This is a genomic window from Undibacterium pigrum, assembly GCF_003201815.1.
Lineage (GTDB): Bacteria > Pseudomonadota > Gammaproteobacteria > Burkholderiales > Burkholderiaceae_D > Undibacterium > Undibacterium pigrum.
Map to the genome: position 1 here is coordinate 39,666 of NZ_QJKB01000006.1, position 26,355 is coordinate 66,020.

A 26,355-nucleotide genomic window follows, 5' to 3' on the forward strand; every position below is an offset into this window, starting at 1 on the left:
AGTCAGGTTTACATGGATTTTTCAATTGCCGCCATCCTCGCCCAGGATGGTATTACCAGTGGTGCCATCTATGCCTTGCTGGCATTGGCGCTGGTGCTGGTGTTTTCCGTCACGCGGATCATCTTTATACCGCAAGGCGAGTTTGTCGCCTTTGGTGCCCTCAGCCTGGCTGCCATACAGTCTGGCAAATTCCCGCACTCTGCCAGCCTGCTCCTGGCTTTTGGCTTGTTGTGTCTGGGCAAGGAAGTGTATTTGCAGGTGCGCAGCAAACAGCCTGTGAATGCCAGGGCGCTGGCTTTGTCCGCTGGCAAGCTGCTGCTGTTTCCTGTGGCTGTCTGGTTGCTGGCGCGTAATGTCGCTGTCCAGGAATGGTCCTTGTTTGCACAAGTCTTATTGGCGCTGGCAATAGTCGTACCCATGGGGCCGATGATTTATCGCCTGGCTTATCAACCCCTCGCAGAAGCCAGCACCCTGGTCTTGCTGATTGTTTCTGTTGGTGTGCACTTTGCCCTGACGGGCATGGGCCTGGTCATGTTCGGTGCCGAGGGTTCACGCACTACCGCGTTCAGCGATGCCCGTTTTGAACTGGGTGCAATGCAGATATCTGGCCAAAGCCTGGTGGTGATTGCCGTCTCTGCTCTGTTGATAGCTGCCCTGTATTTCTATTTTGAACGCAGCCTGTCTGGCAAGGCTTTGCGGGCTACTGCGGTCAATCGTCTGGGTGCGCAACTGGTGGGTATCGGTACTATACAGGCGGGTCGTCTGGCATTCACCCTGGCCGCAGCCATGGGTGCATTGTGTGGCGTATTGATCGCCCCGATGACGACCGTGTATTACGACGGCGGCTTTTTGATAGGCCTGAAAGGCTTTGTCGGTGCCATCGTCGGTGGCCTGGTGTCTTATCCGGTAGCGGCAGCGGGTGCTCTGCTGGTGGGTTTGCTGGAATCGTATTCATCTTACTGGGCCAGTGCCTATAAGGAGGTTATCGTATTTACCCTGATTATCCCGGTCTTGCTGTGGCGCTCACTGTCCAGCAAACATAATGATGAGGATGAAGAATAATGAAGACACTCATCACCAACGGCATCAAACACGGTAAATGGGTATTGCTGGCGCTGGTCCTGCTGTTCCCGCTATTACCAGTACCTGAATTCTGGATTACCCTGGCCAACTACATAGGCCTGTATGCGATCGTCGCGCTTGGCCTGGTATTGCTGACCGGGGTAGGTGGCATGACCTCATTTGGCCAGGCAGCTTTCGTCGGTCTGGGTGCTTACTCAACTGCTTACCTGAGCACTGCCCTGGGCTATTCCCCCTGGGTTGGTTTGCTGGCAGGCCTGGTGCTGACCATGGCGGCGGCGCTGGCGATAGGTCTGATTACCATGCGCCTGTCTGGTCACTATCTGCCACTGGGTACGATCGCCTGGGGCCTGTCGCTGTTTTTCCTGTTCGGCAATCTGGAATTCCTTGGCAAATACGATGGCCTCAATGGCATACCAGCCATACAAATCGCCGGCTATAAACTCGATAGCGGACGCAGCATGTTTGCGCTGATCTGGATCATACTGCTGCTATCCATCGTCGCTATCCAGAACCTGTTGCAATCGCGCCCTGGCCGCGCCATCCGTGCACTCAAGGGTGGCGGTGTCATGGCAGAAGCCATGGGTGTCAATACAGCGCGCATGAAGGTCATCATCTTTGTTATCGCTGCCATGCTGGCCAGTGTTTCAGGCTGGCTGTATGCGCATATGCAACGTGCAGTCAACCCTACACCTTTTGGTTTGAATCAAGGCATCGAATACCTGTTCATGGCTGTGGTGGGTGGGGCAGGCCATGTCTGGGGTGCCTTGCTGGGTTCGGCCCTGCTTACTCTGCTGAAAGACAAACTGCAAAGCATCCTGCCTGCATTGCTGGGCGCGAATGGCAATTTTGAAGTCATCGTGTTTGGCGTATTGCTGGTCTTGCTGCTGCAACGTGCGCGTGACGGTGTCTGGCCTTATCTGGCCAGCTTTAGCAAGCGTCTGTTTGCCAAATGGCTACCAGAAGACAAAGGCATACAGGTCGCCACAGATGCGGCGGTATTGCCAGTGCGCGCCAAACCGGCAGTCGATACAGTCATCCTTGAAATCGACAAGGCCCGCAAGCAATTTGGTGGCCTGGTTGCTGTCAATGACATGCAGTTCACTGTCAGCGCAGGCCAGATCGTTGGCCTGATAGGACCGAATGGTGCAGGCAAATCGACGATGTTCAATCTGGTCACTGGTGTGCTGCCGCTAACCAGCGGTGCCGTGCGTTTTTATAAGGACGGCAAACTGCAGGATATCGCCAACCTGCCATCGCGTGAAATCGTCAAGCTCGGCATAGGCCGCAGCTTCCAGCATGTACGTTTGCTGGCGAGCATGACAGTATTGGAAAACGTCGCCATAGGCGGCCATCTGCGTACCAAGGGTGGTGATGTCATGGAAGTCATCGCCAGTATTTTGCGCCGCGACGGTAAGGTAGAAAATTCCTTGCTGGCAGAAGCGAAAAGGCAGTTGGAGCGGGTAGGCCTGGCGCATCTGATCAATGAAGAAGCAGGCAGCCTTGCACTGGGCCAGCAACGCATTTTGGAAATCGCCAGGGCGCTGTGTTGCGATCCTAGTTTGCTGTTACTTGATGAGCCAGCCGCTGGTTTGCGCTATAAAGAAAAACAGGAACTGGCCGAACTCTTGCGCAAACTGCGTGCCGAAGGCATGAGCATCCTGCTGGTCGAGCATGACATGGACTTCGTCATGAACCTGACAGATCAACTGGTGGTCATGGAGTTTGGCACCAAGATTGCCGAAGGCTTGCCACAAGAAGTACAACAAAATCCGGCAGTGCTGGAAGCTTATCTGGGTGGGATAGACTGATGACGGTAGATATTCAAAAAAATACTCCAGCGGTTTTGGCAAACACATCCCTGTCCGAACCGGCTTTGCTGTACACCAAAGACCTGCAAGTATTTTACGGCAAGGTAGAGGCTTTGCAGCCAGCCAATATACGTGTAGGTGCCGGGCAAATCGTAACCGTCATTGGTCCAAATGGAGCTGGCAAATCCACCATGCTCAATGCCATCGCTGGCGCATTGCCGGCGACAGGCAGCATGCGCGGCCAGATATTATTAGCTGATAAAAACCTCGCCAGTGTCAGCATAGAAAACCGCGTCGCCCAGGGCATGTCACTAGTGCCAGAAAAACGCGAATTGTTTGCCAGCATGAAGGTGGAAGACAATCTCTTGCTGGGCAGTTATCGCCGCTACCAGGCCGGTGAAAAAAACTATGCTGACCAGCTCGACGTGGTGTTTGATCTGTTCCCGCGCCTCAAGGAAAGACGTACCCAGGAAGCAGGGACCTTGTCCGGTGGTGAACGCCAGATGCTGGCAGTAGGCCGCGCCCTCATGGCCAAGCCACAATTGCTGATGCTGGATGAACCCAGCCTGGGTCTCGCGCCGCTGATCGTCAAGGAAATTTTCCATATCATTCAGCGCCTCAAGCAAACCGGCGTCGCGATTTTACTGGTAGAACAAAACGCCCGCGCTGCCTTGCAGGTGGCTGACTATGCCTATGTGCTGGAAACAGGGCAGATTGCGCTCGAAGGTGATGCCGCAGAACTGGCGAATGACCAGCGCGTGATAGATACTTACTTGGGCCTGGCAAAAAAGAATCACTGATCTGGCTGTGTTAAACTTTTTAGTATGAGAGTATTAATCACAGGTGCCACCAAGTGGGACAGCGAGGCAGCGATACGCCGCGAACTTTCCAGGCTGCCAGCGCATACCACCATCGTTACCGGCGATACACCGGGCATAGACGCCCATGCCAAGGTAGTCGCACTGGAATTTGGATTTGCTGTTGAGGCCATGAAAAAGACCAATGCTGATTACCGCGCTTTTCCTGGTGAGGGATGGAAGGGCTTGAATGTCCGGATGCTGGCGACAGGCATAGATATGGTGCTGGCATTTCATGCTGACTATGGCAAGTCCGGTTGCGCCCGCGGCACGCAGCATGCTGTAACACTTGCTGAGCAAGCACAGATACCGGTCAGGATTTTCACGCAATAGAAGACGCAGAATAGCAGACGCAGCAATAGATGTAGTAATAACTGTAGTAACAGCGGCGAAGGAAAAACCATGATTTCCCATGTATCCATAGGTATACACGATTTCGACAAATCTTATGCGTTTTATTCTGCACTGATGAATGAACTGGGCCTGGTCCTGAAATTCAAGGACGCCGCTGAACCCTGGGCAGGCTGGATGGCCGCTGACCAGCCGCGCCCGCTGTTCGTCATTGGCAAGCCTTTCAATGGCGAACCAGCACAACATGGCAATGGCCAGATGGTGGCTTTGCTGGCGGCATCACGCGCAACAGTAAGACGTGCCTATGAAGCGGCGCTGGCAAACGGTGGCACCTGCGAAGGCCCGCCTGGCCTGCGTCTGAACTATCACCCCAATTATTATGGCGCGTATTTCCGCGACCCTGATGGCAACAAGCTGTGTGTGTGTTGCCATCATGTGGAAGAGTGAATGATGTAAATGATATTCAGGATTCAGGCTTGTTCCGCCATCCAGGCTTTCAGACCATTCACCCATTTCGCCGCAGGTAATTTATAGGCCAGTCGTATCGCCGTTGCACGTTCATACAAGTCTTCAAAATCTACGGCGGGGGCTTGTTTGAAAGCGATCGCGACGGTATTGGCATCGTGTACCAGTGGCAGCCAGACAACGGCGTCAAATGCTTCTTGCAGGGCGGCCAGATTGGCATTGCAGTTGGCGCGGTAATTCTGTGGGTTGCCAAACAGGTTGACAGTCAGCATGCCATCCTCATTGAGGGTGTCGGCGCAGGCCTGATAAAAGGCTGTGCTGCTCAGTGCCGGGGCTTCGGCAGCGGCGTCATATAAATCAATCTGCAAGACATCTGCCTTGCCGTGGTTGGCGCTGTCGTTGACGTAATCCAGCGCATTCATGCACAGCACTTGCAGGCGTTTGTCATTCACTGGCAGTTTGAAATGCTGGTGGCAGGTGGCGATGACCCTGGGGTTGAGTTCGACTGCTGTCACCCTGGCATCTGCAAAATTGCGGTAGCAAAACTTGGTCAGCGATGCGGCACCCAGGCCGAGCTGGACTATGTGTTGCGGTGCTGTTTTAAACAGCATCCACATCATCATTTGCTGTACGTATTCCAGTTCTATCTGGTCGGGCATGCCCATGCGCATGGCACCCTGTATGGCGTCCGAGGACAAATGCAGGGTGCGCACACCAAGATGCTCGGCAATGGTTACTTCAGGCAGTTCTGTGCTGGCTGCCTGTGTCGTCTTGTATAAATTCAGCCCCATTTTTTGCATGAGCTTCTCAAGCATTAATTCCTGGCTTTCGGCCATACATCCAGGGCTTCGATTTCCATCATTTTTTGCCAGCTGGGGCGGGCAGTGATCAGTTGTGCCAGCTTGCTCAGGGCAGGCCATTCAGTCGCCGGGCGCGGCATATTGCGTGACCAGCGCATCAGCATGGTCAGTTGCAAGTCGACCGCAGAAAATGTCTCACCCAGCAGGTAGGGGCCGTTCTTGCTCAGATGCAGGTCCAGTTGATCCCAGATGGCAGCGATACGTTGCTGCAGGGCTGCACGGGTTGCTTCGCTATGTTCTTCAAAGCCCAGTTCAGATGGATAAAACCAGGCGCGGAAGGCGGATTGCAGGCTGCCGCTGATGAAGATGATCCATTGCCGCCATTGATCGCGTTCCACTGTGCCTGCGGCTGGTATCATCCCTGCTTCAGGATGGCGTTCGGACAAGAGCATCAGCAAGGCCGCTGATTCCAGATAAGGGCGGCCATCTATAACCAGGGTGGGTACGACACCATTCGGATTCAGGCGCAGGTACTCAGGATCTTTTTGCTGCTTCTTTTCTACATCAACCAGTTTCAATTCATGCGCGGCACCAATTTCCAATAAAGCCAGGTGTATGACCATGCTGGCTGTGCCGGGGCAGTAATACAGGGTGTACATGTTTTGTCCTTGATGAGTTTTATCGCAATAGTGTTTAGTCTTAGTGCTTGGTTCTGATGCTTAATTCTGGTGCTGCTGTCCGCAAACCAGGCATTGCTGGTTTTTGCTGATGCCTATGCTGGTCCAGTCCATGCGCAAGGCATCCAGCAAGAGCAGGCGGCCGCTCAGTGCCTGGCCTATGCCCATGATGACTTTCAGGGCTTCGGCGGCCTGCATGCTGCCTATGATGCCCACCAGAGGGGAAAACACGCCCATGCTGGAGCACAGCACTTCTTCAAAGGGCTGGTCAGGCGGGAACAGGCAGGCATAGCAGGGCGACGCAGCATCGCGGCTGTCAAACACACTGATCTGGCCATCAAAGCTGATTGCCGCGCCAGATACCAGCGGTATGCCAAATTTGACGCAGGCGGCATTGACGGCATGGCGGGTGGCAAAATTGTCGCAGCAATCGAGAACGATACTGGCCTGGCTGACCAGTTCTTCCAGGCGCGCATCGGCCGCTCTCTCTTGCAGTGCAATGATGGCTATTTCGGGGTTGATGGCTTCCAGCGTGTGCTTGCCCGAGCTGACCTTGGCCATGCCCACGGCGGCCGTGGTATGCATGATCTGTCTTTGCAGATTGGTCAGGTCTACGCTGTCATTGTCGACCAGGGTAATATGACCGACGCCGGCACTGGCCAGATACAGCGCCGCCGGTGAACCCAGGCCACCGGCACCGATGATGAGGGCGCGCGCCTCGGTGATTTTTTGCTGACCTTCTATCCCTATCTGGTCGAGCAGGATATGACGGGAATAGCGTAAGAGTTGCTGATCGTTCATCGTCGTAAAAAAGGCCGCTATTGATGTGAGCGGCCTTTTCTTTTTATCAAAGTTGATTCAGGGTTTTACTTCTTTTTGCTGTCGGTTTTGTGTTCAGTCTTGTCAGCTTTACCGGCTTTGTCAGCATCCTTGCCGTCTTTGGTTTCTTTATCGACGACCTTGGCTTCAGTAATTTTTACTGGCAAGCCTTTCAGGTGATTCAGGGCCTGGGCCAGCTGGAAGTCTTCTGCACCACCGTATTCCAGTGGCTTGCTCTTTTTCGCCAGGGCGATCAAACGCTGCTCTTCTTCGACTTCATCGACTTTAGGGCGGGCAACTTCTTTTTCCTTGTCGTTGCTCAGATGCTTTTGCAAATCAGCTTCGCGCGCGCGCAAGCCATTGAAGCCATCGCCATCGGCGGTTTCTTCTACATTCAGGTCAGGGACGATGCCCTTGGCCTGTATAGAGCGACCATTTGGCGTGTAATAACGGGCCGTAGTCAGCTTGACTGCGGTATCAGCAGAAATCTGGCGTATGGTTTGTACCGAACCCTTGCCAAAGCTTTGTGTGCCCAGGATGGTGGCACGTTTGTAATCCTGCAGGGCACCTGCGACGATTTCAGAAGCAGAAGCCGAACCAGTGTTGATGAGAACCACCATGGGCACGTTCTTGATCGCTTCTGGCAATTTCGCCAGTGGGTCACTCAAAGTGCGGCCAGAATAGTATTCACGGCGGGCATAGAAAGTGGCTTTGGAATCAGGCAACTGGCCATTGGTGGACACTACCGGTACGTCTTTCGGCAAGAAAGCGGCAGAAACACCGATAGCACCTGGCAAGACACCACCTGGGTCATTGCGTAAGTCCAGCACAAGGCCTTTGATGGCAGGGTCCTGGGCATACAGGGTCTGGATTTTCTTGGCCATGTCTTCGACCGTTGGTTCCTGGAACTGGGCGATTCTTACCCAGGCATAACCAGGTTCAACGATCTTGGCCTTGACGCTTTGCTGTTTGATCAGTTCGCGGGTAATCGTGACGACGATGGGCTTGTCTTCACTTTTACGGGCGATGGTCAGGGTGATCTTGGTATTTGGTTCGCCGCGCATGCGCTTGACGGCTTCATCCAGCGTCAAGCCTTTGACTGGCTGGGAGTCAAGACGGGTGATCAGATCACCAGGCTTCAAGCCAGCACGATAGGCAGGAGAATCTTCGATAGGGGAGATGATCTTGACATAGCCATCTTCCATACCGACTTCGATACCCAGGCCAACAAACTTGCCTTGTGTGCCTTCTTTTAATTCTTTAAATGATTTCTTGTCCAGATACGCAGAATGCGGGTCCAGTGAAGCCACCATGCCGGAAATCGCTTCCGTCAGCAGCTTATTGTCTTCCACCGGCTCGACATAATCCGACTTGATAAGGCCGAAGACATCGGCGAGCTGTCGCAATTCCTCTACCGGCAGAGAACTACCCGTCGTGGCTTTTTGCGCTACCGCGGAAAACTGCATGGAAACTGCCACGCCGGCAACCATACCGAGGCCGATTAAGCCAAAATTCTTGAATTTGCTGCCCATGTGATTCACCTAAAACCTATTTAACGATCCAGTTGAGGGGATCAAATACACGCCCCTGATGACGTACTTCAAAGTATAAACCTGATTCTTCATTACCGCCGCTGTTTCCGGCACTGGCAATGACATCACCGGTTTTTACCACATCGCCGACATGCTTCAATACTGCCTGATTATTGCCATACAGGCTCCAGTAACTGCCGCCATGGTCAACAATCACCATATTTCCATAACCCTTCCACCAGTCGGCAAAAATAATTTTGCCGGGGGCGATGGTCTTGATTTCTGCACCTTCATTGGCCTTGATGAACATGCCTTTCCAGCTAGGTCCATCAGTACGTTTGCTACCAAATCTGGCGAGGATTTCTCCTTTTACCGGCAAGCGCAATTGCCCTTTAAGCTTGTCAAACTCACCTGCAGGCGGGGTCGTGGCCCTAGCCTGTTTTGGTGGTTCGTCATCATCAATCGCATTGGGATTGGTGATTTTCGCTGGCTTTTTGCCCTGCGCTGCCTGTTTGGCTCTTTCTTTTTGTGCTGCTGCAATTCTTTCCTGGCGTTGTTTTTCTTCCAGTGCCGCCCTGGCTGCATCTGCCTTGGCCTGCTCTTCAATTAGTTTATTTAATTGTGAGACCAGATTTGCGAGTCTTTGTTCATCTTTTTCAAGACTATCAGCCTGTTTTTTTTGTACATATAATTTTTCTGCCAACTGACTTACTAATGTGGCATGACGTTTTTTCTCTTTTTCCAGTGCCAGCTTATGACTTTTTTCTTCATCGGCTATTTCATCGAGTTCAGCCTTGGCTTCTTTGGCGTCTTCTGCATTTTTTTCCACTGCCTGCAAGCTGACACGCAAGCCATCTATCAGTTTGGCCTGGGTTTGCGAAACATAGCCCATGTACTGCAACTCACGGTTGATACGGTTGGGGTTATCACCGGACAAGAGCAATTTGATACGGTCGCTGTCACCGCGCATATACTGGCGGCGTAAAAAATTCGATAACTGGGTTTTTTGCTTTTCCACCTTGTCTGCAAGGGCTTGCTGCTGCTCTGTCAGTTGCTTTACTTTCGCTTCAGTCTGCGCCTGTTCGGCCTGTAAGTCACGCAAAGAACGGTTGGCTTCAGAAATGGATTTTTCAGATTCAGCCAGGGCATCGCTGGCATTGTCCTTGGCCGTTTCGGTTTTATTGATATCGGTCTTGAGTGCTTTCAGGCGGTTTTGCAACTCAGCCCGGTCAGCTTCTGCCTTGGTTTTTTGCTGGGCGCGGGCATTGCTGGCGGCCATGGCAGGCGTTGCTGTACCTGCCAGTGACAGGCTCAGCAAGGCCGCGATGAAAAACCCTGAAGACTTGGTTTTATTAAATGGCATTCAATATTTATTATTTGGACTTACCCTGGCTGGCAACAGCTTGCAGGGCTGCGGCAATCGCCTCCTGGTCACCCAGATAATAGTGTTTGATAGGCTTCAGGTCAGCATCAAGTTCATACACCAGTGGCTGGCCATTCGGGATATTCAGGTTGACGATGTCGTCATCGCTGATACCGTCGAGCATTTTGATCAGGGCGCGCAGGCTGTTGCCATGAGCAGAAATCAGGATGCGTTTGCCAGAGCGTATTGCCGGGGCAATGCTGTCATCCCAGGCTGGGATGACGCGGGCTACAGTGTCTTTCAGGCATTCAGTCAGCGGGATCTGGCTGCGTTCCAGACCTGCGTAGCGCGGGTCATTGAAGGATGTGCGCTCATCATCTTCGGCCAGTGGCAAAGGTGGCGTGTCATAACTGCGACGCCATACCAGCACTTGCTCGTCACCATATTTTGCTGCTGTCTCAGCCTTGTTCAAGCCCTGCAGCGCGCCGTAATGTCGTTCATTCAGACGCCAGTCATGGATCACTGGCAACCACATCAAATCCATTTCATCGAGCGTGCCCCACAATGTACGAACTGCACGTTTCAGTACCGAGGTATAGGCCAGGTCAAAAGTCAGACCGGCTTCTTTGAGCAGCTTGCCTGCCTGGGTAGCTTCAGCCACACCTTTTGCAGTCAGGTCAACATCTGTCCAGCCGGTAAAGCGGTTGTCCAGGTTCCAGGTAGATTCGCCGTGGCGCATTAAAACGATTTTGTACATAGTGGGCTAGAAGGTGAATAGTGTGAGAGTAAGGTGAGAAATAAGCTGAAAATAGGGTGAAATAAGTGAATTAGTATGCGATTGCGCCATCTATTTTATAATGACGCGCTTCTGATAACCATTCTTACTACTGGAATCCTGTGAAATTCATTCTTGACAATATATTCTGGATAGGTCTCGCCATCATCTCTGGCGGCGCATTGCTGATACCTGCTTTACAAAGACGTGGTGCCAAAGTATCGCATTTTCAAGCGACACAATACATGAATCAAGGTAAAACCCTGGTGCTGGACGTGCGTAATGCAGACGAATTTGCAGCAGGACACTTGCCAAATGCCAAACATATCCCCCTGGCAGAGCTGAACGATCGCCTGAAAGAGATAGAAAAGTCAAAAAACAATGTTGTCATTACTGTGTGCGCTTCTGGCGTACGTTCTTCCAGCGCTGCCGGTCTGCTGAGCAAAGCTGGTTTCGCTCAGGTATTTAGTCTCGATGGTGGTATAGATGCCTGGAAGTCGCAAGGCTTGCCAACCGTAAAGTGAAGCAGGAGAGCGCCATGAAAGCCCATGTAATCATGTATACCACAGCCGTTTGCCCCTATTGCACCATGGCTGAACGTCTGTTGAAGTCCAAGGGTGTGGACGAGATTGAAAAAATCCGGGTTGATCTCGAACCGGGAGTGCGCGAAGCGATGATGAAGAAAACCGGTCGCCGCACCGTGCCACAAATCTATATAGGCGACACCCACGTAGGTGGTTTCGATGATATTTCTGCCCTCGACAGGGCGGGTAAACTCGACCCTTTGCTAAATCCAGTTGATTAAAAGCAGGTTTTTGCCGGATTTTCTACGGCATTGCGAGGTAAATTGCTGTTTTTGCAGACTACTTGCTACAATAGCGCGCTGCGATCTTGAAATGGCTGGAAACGGCCTTATCTGCCAGTCTCGCTGTTCATTATTAATCTTTTAGAATTTTAGAAAGTTTCACATGTCTGACGAAAATCTGCAGCCCGTATTCCAAATTCAACGCGTTTATCTGAAAGATTTGTCGCTTGAACAGCCTAATTCTCCAGCAATTTTCCTGGAACAAGAAGCGCCTGGCATAGAAGTGTCCGTTGATGTCGGCTCTGAAAAACTGGCAGATGGCATCTACGAAGCCACAGTAACAGTGACTGTTACTGCAAAAGTCGGCGAAAAAGTGGCTTTCCTGGTTGAAGGCAAGCAAGCTGGTATTTTCGAAGCGCGCAATATCCCTGAAGATCAACTCGATCCTCTGCTGGGTATCGGCTGCCCGAACATCGTTTATCCATACCTGCGTTCCAACGTAGCGGATGCGATCACACGTGCTGGTTTCCCTCCTATCCACCTGTCGGAAATCAATTTCGAAGCTTTCTATGCACAACGTTTGACAATTGCTGCTGAACAGGCAAATGCCAACACTGAAGCGCCTACGACAATTCAGTAATTAATTGATACTGATCCGGCTAGCGCCGGATTGGCATGAGAAGGATATCCATGCGACGCCTGCTGACGCCCTTGCCTCTGCTGTTATTGACGCTGCTTGCGAGTAGTGCTGCACAGGCTCTGGAGTTTCGCGCTATCGGTGCTTCACCGGTGATACTGTACGATGCCCCGTCTGTCAAAGGCGGTAAGCTGGCAGTGGCACCTCGTGGCATGCCGGTGGAAGTAGTATTTACTTCCGGCGCATGGAGTAAAGTCCGTGATGTCAGCGGCGACATGAGCTGGGTCGAGTCAAAAGACTTGATCACCCGTCGCAGCCTCATCGTTCGTGCCGCCAATGCCAAGGTCAGGGCAGCTGCAGATGAGTCGTCTGCCCTGGTGTTCAGTGCCGACAAGCATGTCTTGCTGGAAATGGCCGAGCCTGCAGTCGCTGGCTGGGTCAAAGTGAAACACCGTGATGGCCAGCTTGGTTTCGTCAAAGTCAATGAAGTCTGGGGTTTGTAGTGCCTGGACTGAATGTATAGGCAGATGACAGTTTGCAAAAAAGGACAGCCTGCTGTCCTTTTTTTACATCTACCCGGTTATATCAGATAAGCAGGAGTCAGGGATAAGCATGAATATCAGTGTATTGGGTGCAGGTGCCTGGGGCACGGCAATGGCAATTGCCTTTGCAGCAAAAAATAATGTCCTGCTGTGGGGGCGTAATCAGGCCGCCATGTCTGCCATGCAGACAGCAAGGCAAAATAATGATTATTTACATGGCTTTCCTTTCCCTGACAGCCTGCAAGTCACGGCTGATTTTGCTGCCGCCATGGCACATGCTGCCGGCCCCGATGGTTTGCTGGTGATTGCCACCTCCGTTTCGGGTTTGCGCCCCACGCTGGAAGCCTGCCGTGCCTACCAGCCGAATAACATCATCTGGCTGTGTAAGGGCTTTGAAGAGTCCACTCAGTTATTGCCGCATCAGGTGGCAGAACAGGTGCTGGGGCAGGGCGTGGCTTTCGGTGCTCTGTCTGGTCCCTCGTTTGCGCAGGAAGTCGCCAGGGGGCTGCCATGTGCACTGACGATAGCCTCGAAATCGAAAGATCTCAGTCAACTGGTAGTACAAGCCCTGCATGTGAATGCCATGCGTGTGTATTCCAGCGATGACGTTGTTGGTGTCGAGGTTGGTGGTGCTGTCAAAAATATTCTGGCGATTGCCACAGGCGTGGCCGATGGCCTGGGCCTGGGCCTGAATGCGCGTGCGGCACTGATTACCCGTGGCCTGGCAGAAATCAGCCGTCTGGGTGTGGCTCTCGGTGGCCGTTCAGAAACCCTGATGGGCCTGACAGGTGTAGGTGACTTGATTTTGACCTGTACCGGTGACCTGTCGCGTAACCGCAAAGTAGGCCTGGCACTGGCCCAGGGTAAATCACTGGATGTTATCGTCCAGGAGCTGGGTCATGTCGCCGAAGGTGTACGCTGTGCCCAGGCAGTGCATACCCTGGCGCAAAGCAAGAGCATACAAATGCCGATTACCGATGCAGTGGCAGGCGTCTTGTTTGACGGCATATCCCTGCAGGAAATGATCAGTCGTCTATTGGCCAGGGATGCAAAACAGGAAACACATTAGGAAACGCATTAATGGATCCAAAACCTGTTTATGATCTGTAGCGAGCGAGTGTCAGCGGGGTCAGCGTAACTAAAACGCAGCGCAAAAAGCGGAATGTACTCTAGTACATGAGCATTTTGAGCAGCGCATGAACCCCGCTTTAATTTCGATTGCGCTCGCGCTTAAGATCATAGACAGGTTTTAATAGCGCCGACGAAAGTCTGGTGAATGCAAGACGCGGGTGATGACAGTATCAGGCACATGGTGCCTGCGTAAAAAATGCATGGCCTTGGCAATGCCCATAACTTCAAGATAATGGATGCCAAGGTCGACCATGAAGCGTGTCAGTACATCACGCCTGCGCAAAGGCTGCCTGTGCATGTGTAGCATTTTCCGGCGTCTGCATCCTGCCATGATGCCATCTCCCTGGGTCTTCTGAGTTTTGCTCAGTTTCAATAAACTCAGTGTAGAACGACAAAGAGCGGGCAAAGACAGGAATTAGGCAGTTTTGACATAGCTTAACAAAAAAGACCATGAGCGCCATGGTCTTTGTCTGCCCCTCGCCACATTCTGGCTGATTCCACAGGGCACTGGTATTGCTATTATTTTAAATCTGTTGCTGCTGTAAAGATGGCAAGAAGGTTTTCCAGACCCAACTGGTCTTCTGCATCAAAGCGTTTCAGGCGCGGGCTGTCGATATCAAACACACCGTAAATTTCACCATCCTTGATCAAGGGGATGACGATTTCAGAATTCGAGGCAGAATCACAGGCGATATGGCCAGGGAATGCATGCACGTCTTCCACCAGCACGGTACGTCTTTCCGCTGCCGCAGTTCCACATACGCCACGCTTGAAAGGGATGCGGGTGCAGGCAACCTTGCCCTGGAATGGCCCTAACAACAGATCATTGGGAAACTCTGCATCCGGCTTGCTGGCTGGGGCGCACAGGTAAAAACCTGCCCAGTTCAAATCAGTGATGCTGCTATAGATGAAGGCAGAAAACTGGGCTGCATTGGTGATGAGATTGCGTTCACCTTCTAGTACGCTGGCCAGCTGGCGCGCCAGCATGGGGTAATCGGGTTTATCGCTGGCAGCAGGGGTAACAAACATGGGCGTTCCTGGAGAGTTTTTAATTTTCTTCCTGACTGTCCGGTTTTTGGGTGGCAGTAGCAGGTGTAGATAGAGGTTTGGGTTTTCTTTTCGCAGTCAGGTAATCAGGCAAGACTTTCCTTGCCTTATTATTCTTCCCATGGGCCGGGATTTGAGATGGTTCAACGCGAAACTGCATGCGTTGTCTTGTTGCCAGTGCCTTGTTAGCCATCTTGAACCCCGGATTCACATATTACAAATTACAGCACGTAGCGTGACAGATCTTCATTCACCGACAAGGCTTCCAGACGTTCATTGACGTAGGCAGCATCGATGGTGACAGTCTTGCCGCTATTCTGGTGGGCATCGAAGGAAATTTCTTCCAGCAGCTTTTCCATGACGGTGTAGAGACGACGGGCGCCGATATTTTCTGTCGTTTCATTGACAGAATAAGCGATACCGGCCAGGCGTTCTACGCCTTCAGGCGTGAAGTCTATCTGTACTTCTTCTGTTGCCAGCAAGGCCTGGTATTGACGTGTCAGGCAGGCATCTGTGCCTGTCAGAATACGTTCAAAATCAGCGATGGACAAAGATTCCAGCTCCACGCGGATAGGGAAACGGCCCTGCAACTCAGGGATCAGGTCAGACGGCTTGGCCAGGTGGAAAGCGCCAGATGCAATGAACAGGATATGGTCAGTCTTGACCATGCCATACTTGGTATTCACCGTCGTACCTTCTACCAGTGGCAGCAAGTCACGCTGGACACCTGCTCGTGAGACTTCAGCGCCACCAGTTTCTGAACGTGAAGCGATCTTGTCAATCTCATCGAGGAAGACGATGCCGTTTTGCTCTACATTGCGGATCGCATCCTGTTTCAGTTCTTCTTCATTGACCAGCTTGCCTGCTTCTTCTTCAATCAGGAACTTCATTGCTTCCTTGATTTTCAGCTTGCGTGATTTCTTGCGGCCATTGCCCATGCCCGAGAACATAGTCTTGATCTGCTCGGTCATTTCTTCCATGCCAGGTGGGGCCATGATTTCCATATGAGTCACGCCTTCGGCTACTTCGATTTCAACTTCCTTGTCATCCAGCGCACCTTCACGCAGACGCTTGCGGAAAGTCTGGCGAGTGGTGTTATCAGGCGTTGCAGTCTCGGTTTCACTAGGCTGGAAGCCAAAGTCGCGCGCAGGCGGCAACAGGATATCGAGTATGCGGTCTTCAGCCGCATCTTCGGCACGGGCACGTACCTTGCGGGTAGCAGTCTCGCGGGTTTGCTTGATGCCGATATCGACCAGGTCGCGGATGATGGTATCCACATCGCGGCCTACATAACCAACTTCAGTGAATTTGGTGGCTTCGATCTTGATAAAGGGCGCATCAGCCAGCTTGGCCAGGCGACGGGCGATTTCGGTTTTGCCAACGCCTGTCGGGCCTATCATCAGGATATTCTTGGGCGTAATTTCATGGCGCAGCGGTTCCTGCACCTGTTGACGACGCCAGCGGTTACGCAGGGCGATGGCAACGGCGCGCTTGGCCTTGGACTGGCCAACCACATGTTTATCAAGTTCAGAGACGATCTCTTGCGGGGTCATGTTCATGATTATTCCAATTTATTCCAGTGTTTCTATGGTGTGTGACAAGTTGGTATAAATGCACAACTCGCCAGCAATAGTCAGGGATTTCCTGACGATGTCGACAGGTGACAAATCGGTATTTTCAAACAGGGCAATCGCTGCAGACTGGGCGAAGGTGCCACCAGAGCCGATTGCGCCTATACCCTGGTTGGGTTCCAGTACATCGCCATTACCGGTGATAACCAGTGTCGTATCCTTGTCAGCCACCAGCAGCATGGCTTCCAGGCGGCGCAGCATACGGTCAGTGCGCCAGTCTTTTGCTAGTTCTACCGAGGCGCGCATCAGATGGCCCTGGTGTTTTTCCAGCTTGGATTCAAAACGTTCTATTAGCGTGAAAGCGTCAGCCGTACCGCCAGCAAAACCAGCCAGTACCTTGTTGTGATACAGCTTGCGCACCTTGCGGGCAGTGCCCTTCATGACGATATTGCCCAGAGTTACCTGACCATCGCCGCCCAGGGCAACCAGATTGCCGCGTCGCACCGTCAAAATGGTGGTGCCGTGAAATTGTTCCATATGAACCTCAGAAAATAGTGCTATTCCTGCCAGGCGATACAGCCATAGGCCAGTGCCAGTAAGGGGCAGTGAAAGCAGGCCAAATTGCCTGTTTTGTTGAAAGTGGGGTGTTTTTTCTGAATTGCAAGCGTCATCAAACATGGTGCATGCAGCACCTGTGACAAGGAAATACCGAGTTGCTTACAGGTTATTAATGCTTGCGGGGGATGATGCTGGCGATGTTTTTCAGGCCCATGGCATTGAACAACATCATGACCAGATAATTGACGCCTTCAAAGCGTATATTCATACCAGCTTTGCTGGCGATAGGCGCAAGGCCATTCAGCAATTGCGCCGAGGCACCAAATTCCACACGTTCCAGACGGGTGCAATCGAGGATCAAGGGATTATGTTGTTCAGCCTGCAGAGCGATATTGGAAATCAGGAACTCTGTCTTGCCTTCGACCACTTTTGGCATCATGTAGCGGTCAGTCGCCTCTTCCTGTACCGGGGCTTCCGGCATGGCGCTGGTGATATTGTTTTTGGGTGCTTCAAATGAAGGGGGCGATACTTCGAAAGTAATGCAGTAATCCATACTGACTTCTTCGAAGGCTTGCTCAAAATGCAGTAATTGCAAGATTTCCAGCAATAACAGCCAGGGCGCTTCAGTTTCATCACGGCGACCGACCAGCAAGATACTGCGGATTTTATCCGCCAGGTCTTTGGCGCCCACCAGCAACAAGTCATGGCCGGATTTTTTCAAACCTTTGAGCGCACGCAGTAACAAGCCGCAACCTATGGGGTCAACTTCCTTGACGCGGGAAAAGTCCAGGCGCAGGCTTTTACTCTTGCCTGCTGCTATCTGCAATTTTTCCAGTGACTTGATGGTGCCGCTGTCGAGCTTGGCCGGGAAGCTGACATTCGCCACCGTGGTATCGCCCTGAACTTCAGCATCATTGTCGTTGCTGGTCTGGTTTTCTGGCCACAATGGTGGCGAGGTTTCAAATTTATTGGCGTAGTCGAGCGACAGGCTTTCAAACTTGTGCTGGTCATTCGTAATACGGTAGAGGTCAAACAGCATTTGCCAGCCTATTTCCGTCGCACCGCCCAGCTCGTGGTTATGCACGGCAGAAGCCAGCATTTGCTCGGCGACTTCATTCTGGCCGCTGGCAAACAGGATGGCTGCTTCTTCAAGTACAGGGACGGTTTCGCTATAGGCGAGGGCAGATGCCGACATTTCCGAGTTTTGCCCTAACAGATAATCTGTAGGCATCATCATCGGCAGTGTGGTCTGGAATTCTACTGGTGGGGCTTTTCTTTCCAGCGGCTCGGTCGGCGCACCCAGGTCAGTTTTGGTAATGGTCGGCGGACGGGTCTTGACGATGTCACGCGACATTTCAAATTCTATGGCGTCAATTTTTCTTTCGGTAGCACGGGCGATATGGCGCTGAGCAATAATCGAATTGCTAAAAACTTCACTATCCTGGAAACCGCCAATGACGGTATTACCATTCTTGGAGCGCGTCTTTCTCGAAGAAGATTTCTCGGTGGAGCGATCTTCTTGCTTGACACCTTTTTTACCGAAAAGAGAAAAAATCCCCACTTTGTTCCCAAATAAGAAGAAGCGCTGACAGTCCGGCAGCGAATTTGACGAGTGCTTAGTATATTCTGATTTCCGTTCCAATGGTTGACTGGGCTCAACTACAAGAAACAGTTTTTCTTCGAATGTTCTGGTAACTGCGTCCCATGATCGTCGAAAACCTTGCAAAAAAGCAGCTTTTTTGCAGGAAATGGGGGCGGATACCGCCACCCATACCAACAGCTTATGAATTAATAACCTAAACGTCAATTACATCTGCTTACATTTTTCTTGCAATTCTTAGCTGATTTTTTAACATTAAAAGCTGGCTCTGAGCCCCGCCATGAGATTTCTTCCAGGTTGTGGCAGGGTTTCTTTCAAGACAGAAGTCGACAGGCGTATACCCTGATTCAGCAAGTTCTTGGCCATCAGGAACCAGGTCAATTGCATGTTTTGATAAGGATGGGTGTAAGTCAGGCTGGTGTCGACCTTGGTATAAGCAGGTGTAACAAAACCTTCAAAACTGGCCAGTCTGTCCTGACGCTGGGCATGCAAGACATTGACACCTGCGCGCCAGCCGCCAGTGCGATAACTGATATCAAAGCCTGTACGTGTCGCAGGTTGCAGGGGCAGGCTGCCCTGATTATCCAGGCTGCCGCGTGAATAATCAGCAAAAGCGCGTCCTGCCCAGCCTTCGCCCAGCAGGTTGTAACTGATCTCGGCCTCGCCGCCGCGTATGGTGGCAGATGCCTGTGACCAGTTACGCAAAGTGAATTCTGCGTCAGCATCGGGTATGCCTGCCTCATCTACCTTGATGCCATTGCTGTGGCCATAGATGTAGTTATTGACCTTGTTCAGGAAGGCATTGATTTTCCAGCGCAGCAAGCCATGAGTTTTTTGCAGGCTCAATTCCAGATTGCGTGAAGCCTCTTTCTTCATGTCGACATTGCCAATATCAAAAGTGGCTGTCGATTCATGTGGGCCAGCGGAATACAGTTCTTCAGTTGCCGGTGCGCGTTGTGCCCAGGACAGGCTCAGGCCCGCACCATAAGACTTGTCGAATTGCCACAGGCCGCCAACAGAGGCCGAGAATAAATTGAACTCGCGGGATTTCAGGCCGGAGCTGGTATCTGGTGTGCGTTTCACATTCTCGAAACGCATGCCGGTGCTGGCCATGACATCGGCAATTTGCTTTTGCTCAACAAAGAACAGGGCAACGGAATTGGATTTGGTGCTGGGCACAGTATCAGCCCGGCCAGTTTCGGCGGAGAGGGCAGAAAACTTTACCTGTTCAGTCTGCAGACCCCAGCTACCTTGCCAGCCAGCCCAGGATGGGTGGGACAGGAGGATGCGGCTTTCCAGCATCTGGTTTTTGAAATTGGTGATGGGAGTGCCATCTTCGGATTTTTCTGTGTGCTTATAATCAGTCGCACTGAATTTATATTTGAGGCTGTCGAAACCAGTCAATGGTGAATTGAGCAAACCATCGATATCCAGGCGGTTTTGGTTCAGGTCGATGAAAGAACGTTCTGCTGTCGGAATGCCATAGTGGTCATTCAGGGTTTGTACTGCCGCGCCTATATAACCCCAGTTCTGGATGATGGAGGCACCAGCCGTCAAAGAAGTTTCGCGGGTAAAGCTGGAAGGCATGCGTCCACTGGCAGAGGCTGGGTTATTCAATTCAGCATTGCCGGGGATTTTGTAATTGCCAGTGTCGCGGCTGCTACCGTCCACATGCAGACCTATGACGCCGCTGGAACCATCCAGCGAGAATGACAGGCTCTTTTCTGAATTGACACTGCCGAAGCGAACTTCGCCTTCACCCGTCATTTTCTTGTTCAGGATAGTTGGTATGCGGTTATCTATGACATTCACCAGGCCGCCAATCGCACCACTGCCGTACAGCAGGGCTGCAGGGCCGCGCAAGACTTCTATCTGCTGCGCAGTGGCACTTTCACTGGCAACTGCGTGGTCATTCGACAAGCTTGATACATCGGCCACACCCATGCCATTTTGCAAAATCTTGACCCTGGGGCCTTCCAGACCACGGATGATGGGGCGCGAGGCACCCGCACCAAAACCAGATGCCGATACGCCCAGCTCACTCCCCAGCGTATCCCCCAGGGAGGTGCCGACTTTTGCCCTCAGCTCAGGTCCGGCAAGGATCTTGGCCGGGGTAAGCACTTGCATGTTTTCATCATTGCTGATGGGGTTGGAGGTGACGGTGACCGTGCTGATGGTGTTGCCAGCCGCATTGCCGGCGGCGCTGTCGGCCTGGGCATAAGTGACAGATGTGACAGGCGTCAAAAGGGCCAGCACTGCGCTGGTAATCAGTGTGCGTTGAAAAACCATGGTATTTCCTGTTTGCGAAATTCGGCAAAAAATAAGTCAAAGTATGACGAAGCTCAGACGCAGGTATTGCGTCTGAAAAATCAGTGAGTCTCAGGCGTGAGTGGTCAAAATGATCAAAATGGCCAATGCAGACGCCGGGGCGCTAATCAGGCAAACAGGGAAGGTGGTGCGCGGGAAGAAAACGGGACTTGCAGGGCAGCGAGCCAGCTTAGTATCGCTGTGCTGCTGCCAATGATGGCCTTGCCGCTATGACTGGCGACAACATCAGGCAGGTGTTGCAGGTATTCGGCAGCAGTGACTGCATCATACAGTGCACAAGAGTGCAGACTGTTGCCATCATCCTGGCTGCCAGGCAGGAAAGACAGGAAGGCGCCAGAGAGTACTGCTGGTTGTGACACTGTGGCGGAAGCTGGATTACCGCCCCAGCCAGCATGCGAAATTTTATGCACCAGACCCAGCCATTGCGTCAGCAATAAGGCAGGCAATAGCAGACACAGCAACCAACGTTTGCTGTTTTGCGTATTGAACTGGGAAGGGCGTAACATTTTCAGCTTGAATTTCCGGTTATCTGGCAGCAAAAACTTGCTGAAAAAATATGTAGCAAAAAACCGACAGTAATTTGTCATTATGCTAGCAAATTACATTGCCGGACAACATAAAAAAACAAATCAGGACAAATACTAAGAGCGAATTATCGCGCAAAAGTTCATTGATATGCAACTTGGTTGCATGTGATGACAATAAAAAAGCGCGCAGTTGCCACCGCACGCTTTTGAGAACCAGAAGCGCTACAAAAACAAGACCCAGCTCAGTCGCCGTACAACTTCTGCTTCATTTCACGTCTTTGCTGTGCTTCCAGTGACAGGGTCGCTGTCGGACGCGCCAGCAGGCGTGGAACACCAATTGGTTCACCGGTCTCTTCGCACCAGCCGTAATCACCTTCATCAATACTATTGATGGATTGCTGTACTTTTTTCAGCAATTTGCGTTCACGATCGCGGGTGCGCAATTCCAGCGCGTGTTCTTCCTCTATCGTGGCACGGTCTGCCGGGTCTGGTACTAATACGGTTTCACGAAGATGCTCGGTGGTTTCGTCGGCGTTCTTCAATAAATCCTTCTCAAGCTGCTGCAAACGGGCCTTGAAAAATGCCAGTTGTGCAGCGTTCATATAGTCCTTCTCGCCCATCTTGAGGATTTCTTCCTCTGTGAGCAGAGCTTCGGGTGCGCTGACTGTAGCAGTCGATTTAGATGATTTAGTTGCCACTTCGCTAACTTTCGATACGACGGGTTAAAACATAGAACAAATCCAAGGGCATGTTTGCCCCGGATAATTATCCTCCCCTTATTGATAAAGTAAATGACATTTGCATGAACGCCACTTGCACGACAGACAACGCCTGTCTTCAATAGCCCGCTAGTTTATACCAAACAATGCTCCAAACCTTGAATAAATATGTCTTTAGGTAGATTTTTGCCAATAAACACCATCTTGCTTTCGCGCAATTCGTTTTCTCCCCACTTGGCACCAACGTCAGTTCCCATGATTTGATGCACCCCCTGGAAGATCACTTTGCGGTCTGCACCTTGCATCAGTAATACGCCTTTATAGCGCAGCATGCGCGGACCAAAGACTTGCACCAGGCCGCCGAGGAATTCATCCAGCTGGCCAGTATTGAAAGGACGCGTGCTCTTGAACACAAAGGCGGCGATATCGTCGGAATGGTGGGCGTGATGGTGGTTGTGCACATGTGGCGCATGATCACCGTGCTCGCCATGTTCTTTATGATGATGTTCGTGTGTGCAATCTGCATCGCAGGCTTCATGTTCATGATCGTGCTCATGTTCTGCTTCTTCCGCGCGCAGGAAGTCAGGGTCCAGGTCCAGCTTGGCATTCAGGTTGAAGCCTTTCAGGTCCAGCACTTCGCTGATGGCGATCTTGCCAAAGTCGACCGCGCTGATCGGTGCACGCGGGTTCATGCGCGTCAGACGGGCACGCAGTGCCGCCACTGCTTCTGCATCAACCAGATCAGTTTTTGATAACAGGATCTTGTCGGCAAAGCCAACCTGGCGCTGAGCTTCCTCATGTTCATCGAGTTGCTGCATGCCATGACGGGCATCAACGACCGTGACTACCGCATCAAGCATGTAATAAGTGCCGACTTCTTCATCCACAAAAAAAGTCTGTGCCACCGGGCCGGGGTTGGCCAGGCCCGTGGTTTCTATGATGACGCGGTCAAAACTGAGCTTGCCTTCATTCTTTTGCTGTATCAGCTTGCTGAGCGCGACGATCAGGTCACCGCGCACCGTGCAGCAGACACAGCCATTATTCATTTCGACGATTTGTTCATTGCTGTCCTGTACCAGGATTTCATTGTCTATGTTTTCCTGGCCAAATTCATTTTCGATGACGGCAATCTTGTGACCGTGGTCTTCTTGCAAAATGCGGTTCAGCAGTGTGGTTTTGCCTGCACCTAAAAAGCCGGTGAGGATAGTGGTAGGAATTAATGCCATGGTTTTTCTCTAATACTTAACAAATTTAAAAACAAGCTTATGTATGGTTTAGGAATTACGAAAAATTGTCCCAGCAAGGCTATTGCTTCAAGAAACATCCCTTGCAAGGGATGTTCGTTACGTCGGCGGACAACATGTTGTCCGAAACCCCGACTTCACCGCAGCGACGAAGACAGTACTTTAGTACGGCTAGGCGCTGCAACGCAGCTGGGGCGGTTTTTCGTAATTCCTATTTTGCGCAGTCTGCGCACCAGCCCTTTATAGTCAGCTCTATATCGTGGCTTTGAAAGCCGCGTCCCAGCGACGCTTGCAAGGTAGCCTGTAATTGCTGGCGCAAGCCTGGTGGTTGCTGGGCATCATCAAGGCAAAAGACCCGTGCGCAACGTGTGCATTTGAAATGCCCATGCTGATGCTGGGCCGGGTGTTCCTTGTTGCCAGCAGTTTCACTGCCGGTGCTATAGCGAAATACCCTGTCATCCCCAGAAATTTTATGGGCCAGCCCGGCATCGGTCAGGCAATCCAGTGCCCTGTACAAGGTCACCCTGTCCATCTCGGGCAAGGCATCCTGTACTTCGAGGTGGGACAAGGCGCGCTGGCTGGCCAGCAATTCTGACAATACATTCAGGCGCGCACCGGTCACACGCACACCGGCGTCGGATAGTAGGCTGGACGCCGTATTGTGGTGCCTGGAGGCAGCCGGTTTGGCTCGGTTAGTCGGGGAGGTCATATAAGTCCATGTTTTTCTGGCTGACGCAAAACTGATATGCGTCATTGCTACATGTCTTCATTATGCCTCAAAATGCAATTCAGTTGCAAAAGTATTCTGATCTGCTTTTTTCGATTACCTGAAGAAAAAATGCGCCGTTTCACTTGCCTGTCATATTCGCTTCTTATACTCCTGCCCGAACTTGCCCTTACTCACTGCAAGGTTTTTTCACAAATTCAGGCGCGCAATTGGTCTCCAATTGGCTCATTTTTGTTGCAATCAACTATTGGAATTCGAATCATGTCAGATCAACCTCAACTCGGTCGCCGTCAGGCACTTAAATTTCTCGCAGGCGCACCTTTGCTGCCGCTGGGTGCCATGTCCACGGCTTCATTGCTGAGTGCATGCGGTGGCAGTTCAAGTGCAGCGACGACACCGGTAGTGCCGGTCGCAGCAAATTTTGTCGGTGCTGAATTTACTGCCATGCCTGCTCCTACGCTGGCCAATGCAGCGGCAATGGCGACCACGACCGTGGGTTCTACATTGAGCGTCAACTTCAGCGACAATAGCTCGCAAACTTATAAACTGGCTTATCAGCCTTTCTTCCTGACTGGTGACCTGGTACCAAATGGTAATGGCGGCACTATCCTGGCAGGTGGTTACTACGATATCAATAACAAGGCCATCGTCGACAAAACTGTCGCTGGCAAAGAACGTCAGTTCTTCTCTGATTCTCCTGACGGCACATCCCTGCTGTCACTGGCTAATCCTACTGTCACCGGCATCAAGGGCAAGGCGGTCTTCGCGGTAGTGCAGTTTGAATACACTACCTGGGCACAAGACGGCACGACAGACATGTATGGCAAACTGCCATCTCCTATCGCCGTCCTGACTCTGGATCAAGACCAGACTACAGGTAAGCTGAGCCTGGTGAAATACCACAATGTAGACATGTCCAAAGTCAATGGCTTGTGGATTACTTGCGGTTCCAGCCTGTCGCCATGGGGCACGCATTTGTCCAGCGAAGAATATGAGCCAGACGCTTTCACGATTTCTTCCAACACCATGTTCAAGGCGTATAGCGCCAATCTGTATGGTGATGAAAACAAGGCCAATCCTTACCACTATGGCCATATGCCAGAAATCACGGTTAATCCTGATGGTACCGGCAGCGCCAAAAAACATTACTGCATGGGCCGTATTTCCCATGAGCTGGTACAAGTCATGCCAGACAACCGCACTGCATTGATGGGTGATGATGCAACTAACGGCGGCTTGTTCATTTTCGTGGCTGACAAGGAAAAAGACTTGTCTTCTGGTACTTTGTATGTCGCCAAGATAGGCGCAGGTTTCTCCATAGACCCGGCTGCTGCAGGTGCTGCACTGACCTGGATCAAACTCGGCTCTGCCACCAGCGCTGAAATCGAAAACCTGGCAAATACTCTGAAACCAGCCGACATCATGGAAGTTGCTACTGCCGATCCTAAAGATGCCAGCTTCACCAAGATTTACTTCGGTGGCAAGATCCAATGGATCAAAGTCAAACCAGGTATGGAAAAAGCAGCAGCCTTCCTGGAAACCCATCGCTACGCAGCATTGATGGGCGGCAGCATGGCCTTGACCAAGCTGGAAGGCACGACAGTCAATGCCAAAGACAAGATTGCTTACTCTGCACTGCAAAACATGCAAAGTTCCATGGTACGTGGCAATGCAGCCTGGAATGAAGCTTTCGGCGTTACGCTGGAAAAAGCGGTCAATGCCGGTGCAGTACTGGCGCATACCATGACCGGCGGCCAAAAAGACACAGCTGGTGCTGCCATCAATAGTGAATGGGTACCAACAGTGACTAAAACTTTGCTGGTAGGTGAAGATATCACTGCCGATGCGTTGGGTAATACGGCCAATCCAGACAAGATAGGCGCGCCTGATAACCTGAAATTCTCGGAAAAACTGCGTACCCTGTTCATTGGCGAAGACAGCAGCTATCACGTAAACAATTTTGTGTGGGCTTACAACGTCGACACCAAAAAACTGTCACGCCTGATGTCCATGCCTGCCGGTGCAGAAGCAACTGGTTTGTCCGTGGTCGATGATCTGAACGGCTGGACTTACATCACCAGCAATTTCCAGCACGCAGGTGACTGGGGCAGCATCCATAACATCGTCAAGCCTACGCTGGACCCGCTGGTACGTGCCAACTACAAGGACCGTTTTGCTTCTGCAGTAGGTTATATGACTGCAGATGCCAGCAGCGTCAAGCTGAGCAAAGGCTGAATTTGAGTTGTACCTGAGCTTGCTTGCAAGCCAGCAATCTGAAAAAGCAGCGTAGACGCTGCTTTTTCTTTTTGTAAGCAAATATTGGAATATTCTGCTGTGAAAAAAACCTGTGCTACATTAATAAGCTGTTGTAGAAATTTCTATCTTCATG

General features: G+C 51.7%; 28 protein-coding genes. 11 read left to right on the forward strand and 17 right to left on the reverse strand.

Annotated features, from left to right (window positions below):
• The first annotated feature begins 12 nt into the window (after positions 1-12).
• The 5 genes from DFR42_RS17450 to DFR42_RS17470 all read left to right on the forward strand — a co-directional run bounded on the left by DFR42_RS17450 (position 13) and on the right by DFR42_RS17470 (position 4,546).
• The gene (locus DFR42_RS17450; RefSeq protein WP_110256309.1) at positions 13-1,062 is read left to right on the forward strand and encodes a branched-chain amino acid ABC transporter permease; all 1,050 of its coding nucleotides are present in this window, start codon (positions 13-15) and stop codon (positions 1,060-1,062) included.
• Positions 1,062-2,891, forward strand: a complete 1,830-nt coding sequence (locus DFR42_RS17455) for a branched-chain amino acid ABC transporter ATP-binding protein/permease (protein ID WP_110256310.1) — start codon at positions 1,062-1,064, stop codon at positions 2,889-2,891. The genes DFR42_RS17450 and DFR42_RS17455 overlap by 1 nt, the downstream gene beginning before the upstream one ends.
• Positions 2,891-3,691, forward strand: coding sequence for an ABC transporter ATP-binding protein (locus DFR42_RS17460; RefSeq protein WP_110256311.1), 801 nt, complete (start codon positions 2,891-2,893; stop codon positions 3,689-3,691). Before DFR42_RS17455 ends, DFR42_RS17460 begins: the two co-directional genes overlap by 1 nt.
• Before the next feature lie 24 nt (positions 3,692-3,715).
• Positions 3,716-4,081 carry an SLOG family protein gene (locus DFR42_RS17465; RefSeq protein WP_110256312.1) on the forward strand — a complete coding sequence of 122 codons (366 nt, stop codon included), beginning with the start codon at positions 3,716-3,718 and terminating at the stop codon, positions 4,079-4,081.
• Between the two features lie 69 nt (positions 4,082-4,150).
• The gene (locus DFR42_RS17470) at positions 4,151-4,546 is read left to right on the forward strand and encodes a VOC family protein (RefSeq protein ID WP_110256313.1); all 396 of its coding nucleotides are present in this window, start codon (positions 4,151-4,153) and stop codon (positions 4,544-4,546) included.
• Positions 4,547-4,569: 23 nt separating this feature from the next.
• Here the strand turns inward: DFR42_RS17470 and DFR42_RS17475 are convergent, their stop codons facing one another.
• The 6 genes from DFR42_RS17475 to gpmA form a co-directional block, all read right to left on the reverse strand.
• Positions 4,570-5,364, reverse strand: coding sequence for a spermine/spermidine synthase domain-containing protein (locus DFR42_RS17475; RefSeq protein WP_342766852.1), 795 nt, complete (start codon positions 5,362-5,364; stop codon positions 4,570-4,572).
• Between the two features lie 14 nt (positions 5,365-5,378).
• Positions 5,379-6,023 carry a glutathione S-transferase family protein gene (locus DFR42_RS17480; protein ID WP_110256314.1) on the reverse strand — a complete coding sequence of 215 codons (645 nt, stop codon included), beginning with the start codon at positions 6,021-6,023 and terminating at the stop codon, positions 5,379-5,381.
• A 60-nt stretch (positions 6,024-6,083) separates the two neighbouring features.
• Positions 6,084-6,842, reverse strand: a complete 759-nt coding sequence (locus tag DFR42_RS17485) for a HesA/MoeB/ThiF family protein (protein WP_110256315.1) — start codon at positions 6,840-6,842, stop codon at positions 6,084-6,086.
• A gap of 65 nt (positions 6,843-6,907) precedes the next feature.
• Positions 6,908-8,392 carry a S41 family peptidase gene (locus DFR42_RS17490; RefSeq protein ID WP_110256316.1) on the reverse strand — a complete coding sequence of 495 codons (1,485 nt, stop codon included), beginning with the start codon at positions 8,390-8,392 and terminating at the stop codon, positions 6,908-6,910.
• A 16-nt stretch (positions 8,393-8,408) separates the two neighbouring features.
• Positions 8,409-9,755, reverse strand: coding sequence for a murein hydrolase activator EnvC family protein (locus tag DFR42_RS17495; RefSeq protein ID WP_110256317.1), 1,347 nt, complete (start codon positions 9,753-9,755; stop codon positions 8,409-8,411).
• Between the two features lie 10 nt (positions 9,756-9,765).
• Positions 9,766-10,512, reverse strand: a complete 747-nt coding sequence (gpmA, locus tag DFR42_RS17500; RefSeq protein WP_110256318.1) for a 2,3-diphosphoglycerate-dependent phosphoglycerate mutase — start codon at positions 10,510-10,512, stop codon at positions 9,766-9,768.
• A 140-nt stretch (positions 10,513-10,652) separates the two neighbouring features.
• On the opposite strand from gpmA, the gene DFR42_RS17505 reads away from it, so the two are divergent.
• The 5 genes from DFR42_RS17505 to DFR42_RS17525 all read left to right on the forward strand — a co-directional run bounded on the left by DFR42_RS17505 (position 10,653) and on the right by DFR42_RS17525 (position 13,583).
• Entirely contained in the window at positions 10,653-11,054 is a 402-nt protein-coding gene (locus DFR42_RS17505) for a rhodanese-like domain-containing protein (RefSeq protein ID WP_110256319.1), read from the forward strand.
• A 14-nt stretch (positions 11,055-11,068) separates the two neighbouring features.
• The gene (grxC, locus tag DFR42_RS17510; protein WP_110256320.1) at positions 11,069-11,335 is read left to right on the forward strand and encodes a glutaredoxin 3; all 267 of its coding nucleotides are present in this window, start codon (positions 11,069-11,071) and stop codon (positions 11,333-11,335) included.
• Between the two features lie 163 nt (positions 11,336-11,498).
• Positions 11,499-11,975 carry a protein-export chaperone SecB gene (gene secB, locus DFR42_RS17515; protein WP_110256321.1) on the forward strand — a complete coding sequence of 159 codons (477 nt, stop codon included), beginning with the start codon at positions 11,499-11,501 and terminating at the stop codon, positions 11,973-11,975.
• A 50-nt stretch (positions 11,976-12,025) separates the two neighbouring features.
• Positions 12,026-12,475, forward strand: a complete 450-nt coding sequence (locus DFR42_RS17520) for an SH3 domain-containing protein (RefSeq protein ID WP_110256322.1) — start codon at positions 12,026-12,028, stop codon at positions 12,473-12,475.
• 109 nt (positions 12,476-12,584) lie between these two features.
• The gene (locus DFR42_RS17525) at positions 12,585-13,583 is read left to right on the forward strand and encodes an NAD(P)H-dependent glycerol-3-phosphate dehydrogenase (protein ID WP_110256323.1); all 999 of its coding nucleotides are present in this window, start codon (positions 12,585-12,587) and stop codon (positions 13,581-13,583) included.
• Positions 13,584-13,763: 180 nt separating this feature from the next.
• Here DFR42_RS17525 and DFR42_RS17530 read toward each other — a convergent pair whose 3' ends face one another.
• The 11 genes from DFR42_RS17530 to DFR42_RS17575 all read right to left on the reverse strand — a co-directional run bounded on the left by DFR42_RS17530 (position 13,764) and on the right by DFR42_RS17575 (position 23,948).
• Positions 13,764-13,976, reverse strand: a complete 213-nt coding sequence (locus tag DFR42_RS17530; protein ID WP_170133568.1) for a hypothetical protein — start codon at positions 13,974-13,976, stop codon at positions 13,764-13,766.
• Positions 13,977-14,164: 188 nt separating this feature from the next.
• On the reverse strand, positions 14,165-14,674 hold the full coding sequence (locus DFR42_RS17535; protein ID WP_110256325.1) for a GAF domain-containing protein: 510 nt from the start codon (positions 14,672-14,674) through the stop codon (positions 14,165-14,167).
• A 19-nt stretch (positions 14,675-14,693) separates the two neighbouring features.
• A complete protein-coding gene (locus tag DFR42_RS29015) occupies positions 14,694-14,885 on the reverse strand; it encodes a hypothetical protein (protein WP_146218881.1) in 192 nt (63 codons plus the stop codon).
• A gap of 28 nt (positions 14,886-14,913) precedes the next feature.
• The gene (gene hslU, locus DFR42_RS17540) at positions 14,914-16,251 is read right to left on the reverse strand and encodes an ATP-dependent protease ATPase subunit HslU (RefSeq protein WP_110256326.1); all 1,338 of its coding nucleotides are present in this window, start codon (positions 16,249-16,251) and stop codon (positions 14,914-14,916) included.
• 12 nt (positions 16,252-16,263) lie between these two features.
• A complete protein-coding gene (gene hslV, locus DFR42_RS17545; protein ID WP_110256572.1) occupies positions 16,264-16,800 on the reverse strand; it encodes an ATP-dependent protease subunit HslV in 537 nt (178 codons plus the stop codon).
• A gap of 190 nt (positions 16,801-16,990) precedes the next feature.
• Positions 16,991-18,382 (reverse strand): STAS domain-containing protein, encoded by a 1,392-nt coding sequence (locus DFR42_RS17550; RefSeq protein WP_110256327.1) that lies wholly within the window; start codon positions 18,380-18,382, stop codon positions 16,991-16,993.
• A 294-nt stretch (positions 18,383-18,676) separates the two neighbouring features.
• Positions 18,677-20,710, reverse strand: a complete 2,034-nt coding sequence (locus DFR42_RS17555; protein ID WP_110256328.1) for a TonB-dependent receptor — start codon at positions 20,708-20,710, stop codon at positions 18,677-18,679.
• A gap of 146 nt (positions 20,711-20,856) precedes the next feature.
• Entirely contained in the window at positions 20,857-21,255 is a 399-nt protein-coding gene (locus DFR42_RS17560; RefSeq protein WP_146218882.1) for a hypothetical protein, read from the reverse strand.
• Between the two features lie 263 nt (positions 21,256-21,518).
• A complete protein-coding gene (gene dksA, locus DFR42_RS17565) occupies positions 21,519-21,923 on the reverse strand; it encodes an RNA polymerase-binding protein DksA (RefSeq protein ID WP_110256573.1) in 405 nt (134 codons plus the stop codon).
• Between the two features lie 206 nt (positions 21,924-22,129).
• Positions 22,130-23,221 carry a CobW family GTP-binding protein gene (locus DFR42_RS17570; RefSeq protein WP_110256330.1) on the reverse strand — a complete coding sequence of 364 codons (1,092 nt, stop codon included), beginning with the start codon at positions 23,219-23,221 and terminating at the stop codon, positions 22,130-22,132.
• Positions 23,222-23,450: 229 nt separating this feature from the next.
• Complete coding sequence (locus tag DFR42_RS17575) at positions 23,451-23,948, reverse strand: Fur family transcriptional regulator (protein WP_110256574.1); 498 nt, start codon at positions 23,946-23,948, stop codon at positions 23,451-23,453.
• Positions 23,949-24,227: 279 nt separating this feature from the next.
• Here DFR42_RS17575 and DFR42_RS17580 point away from each other — a divergent pair, with 279 nt between their 5' ends.
• Positions 24,228-26,201: a PhoX family protein gene (locus DFR42_RS17580; RefSeq protein WP_110256331.1), complete on the forward strand. Its 1,974-nt coding sequence runs from the start codon at positions 24,228-24,230 to the stop codon at positions 26,199-26,201.
• Positions 26,202-26,355 lie beyond the last annotated feature (154 nt).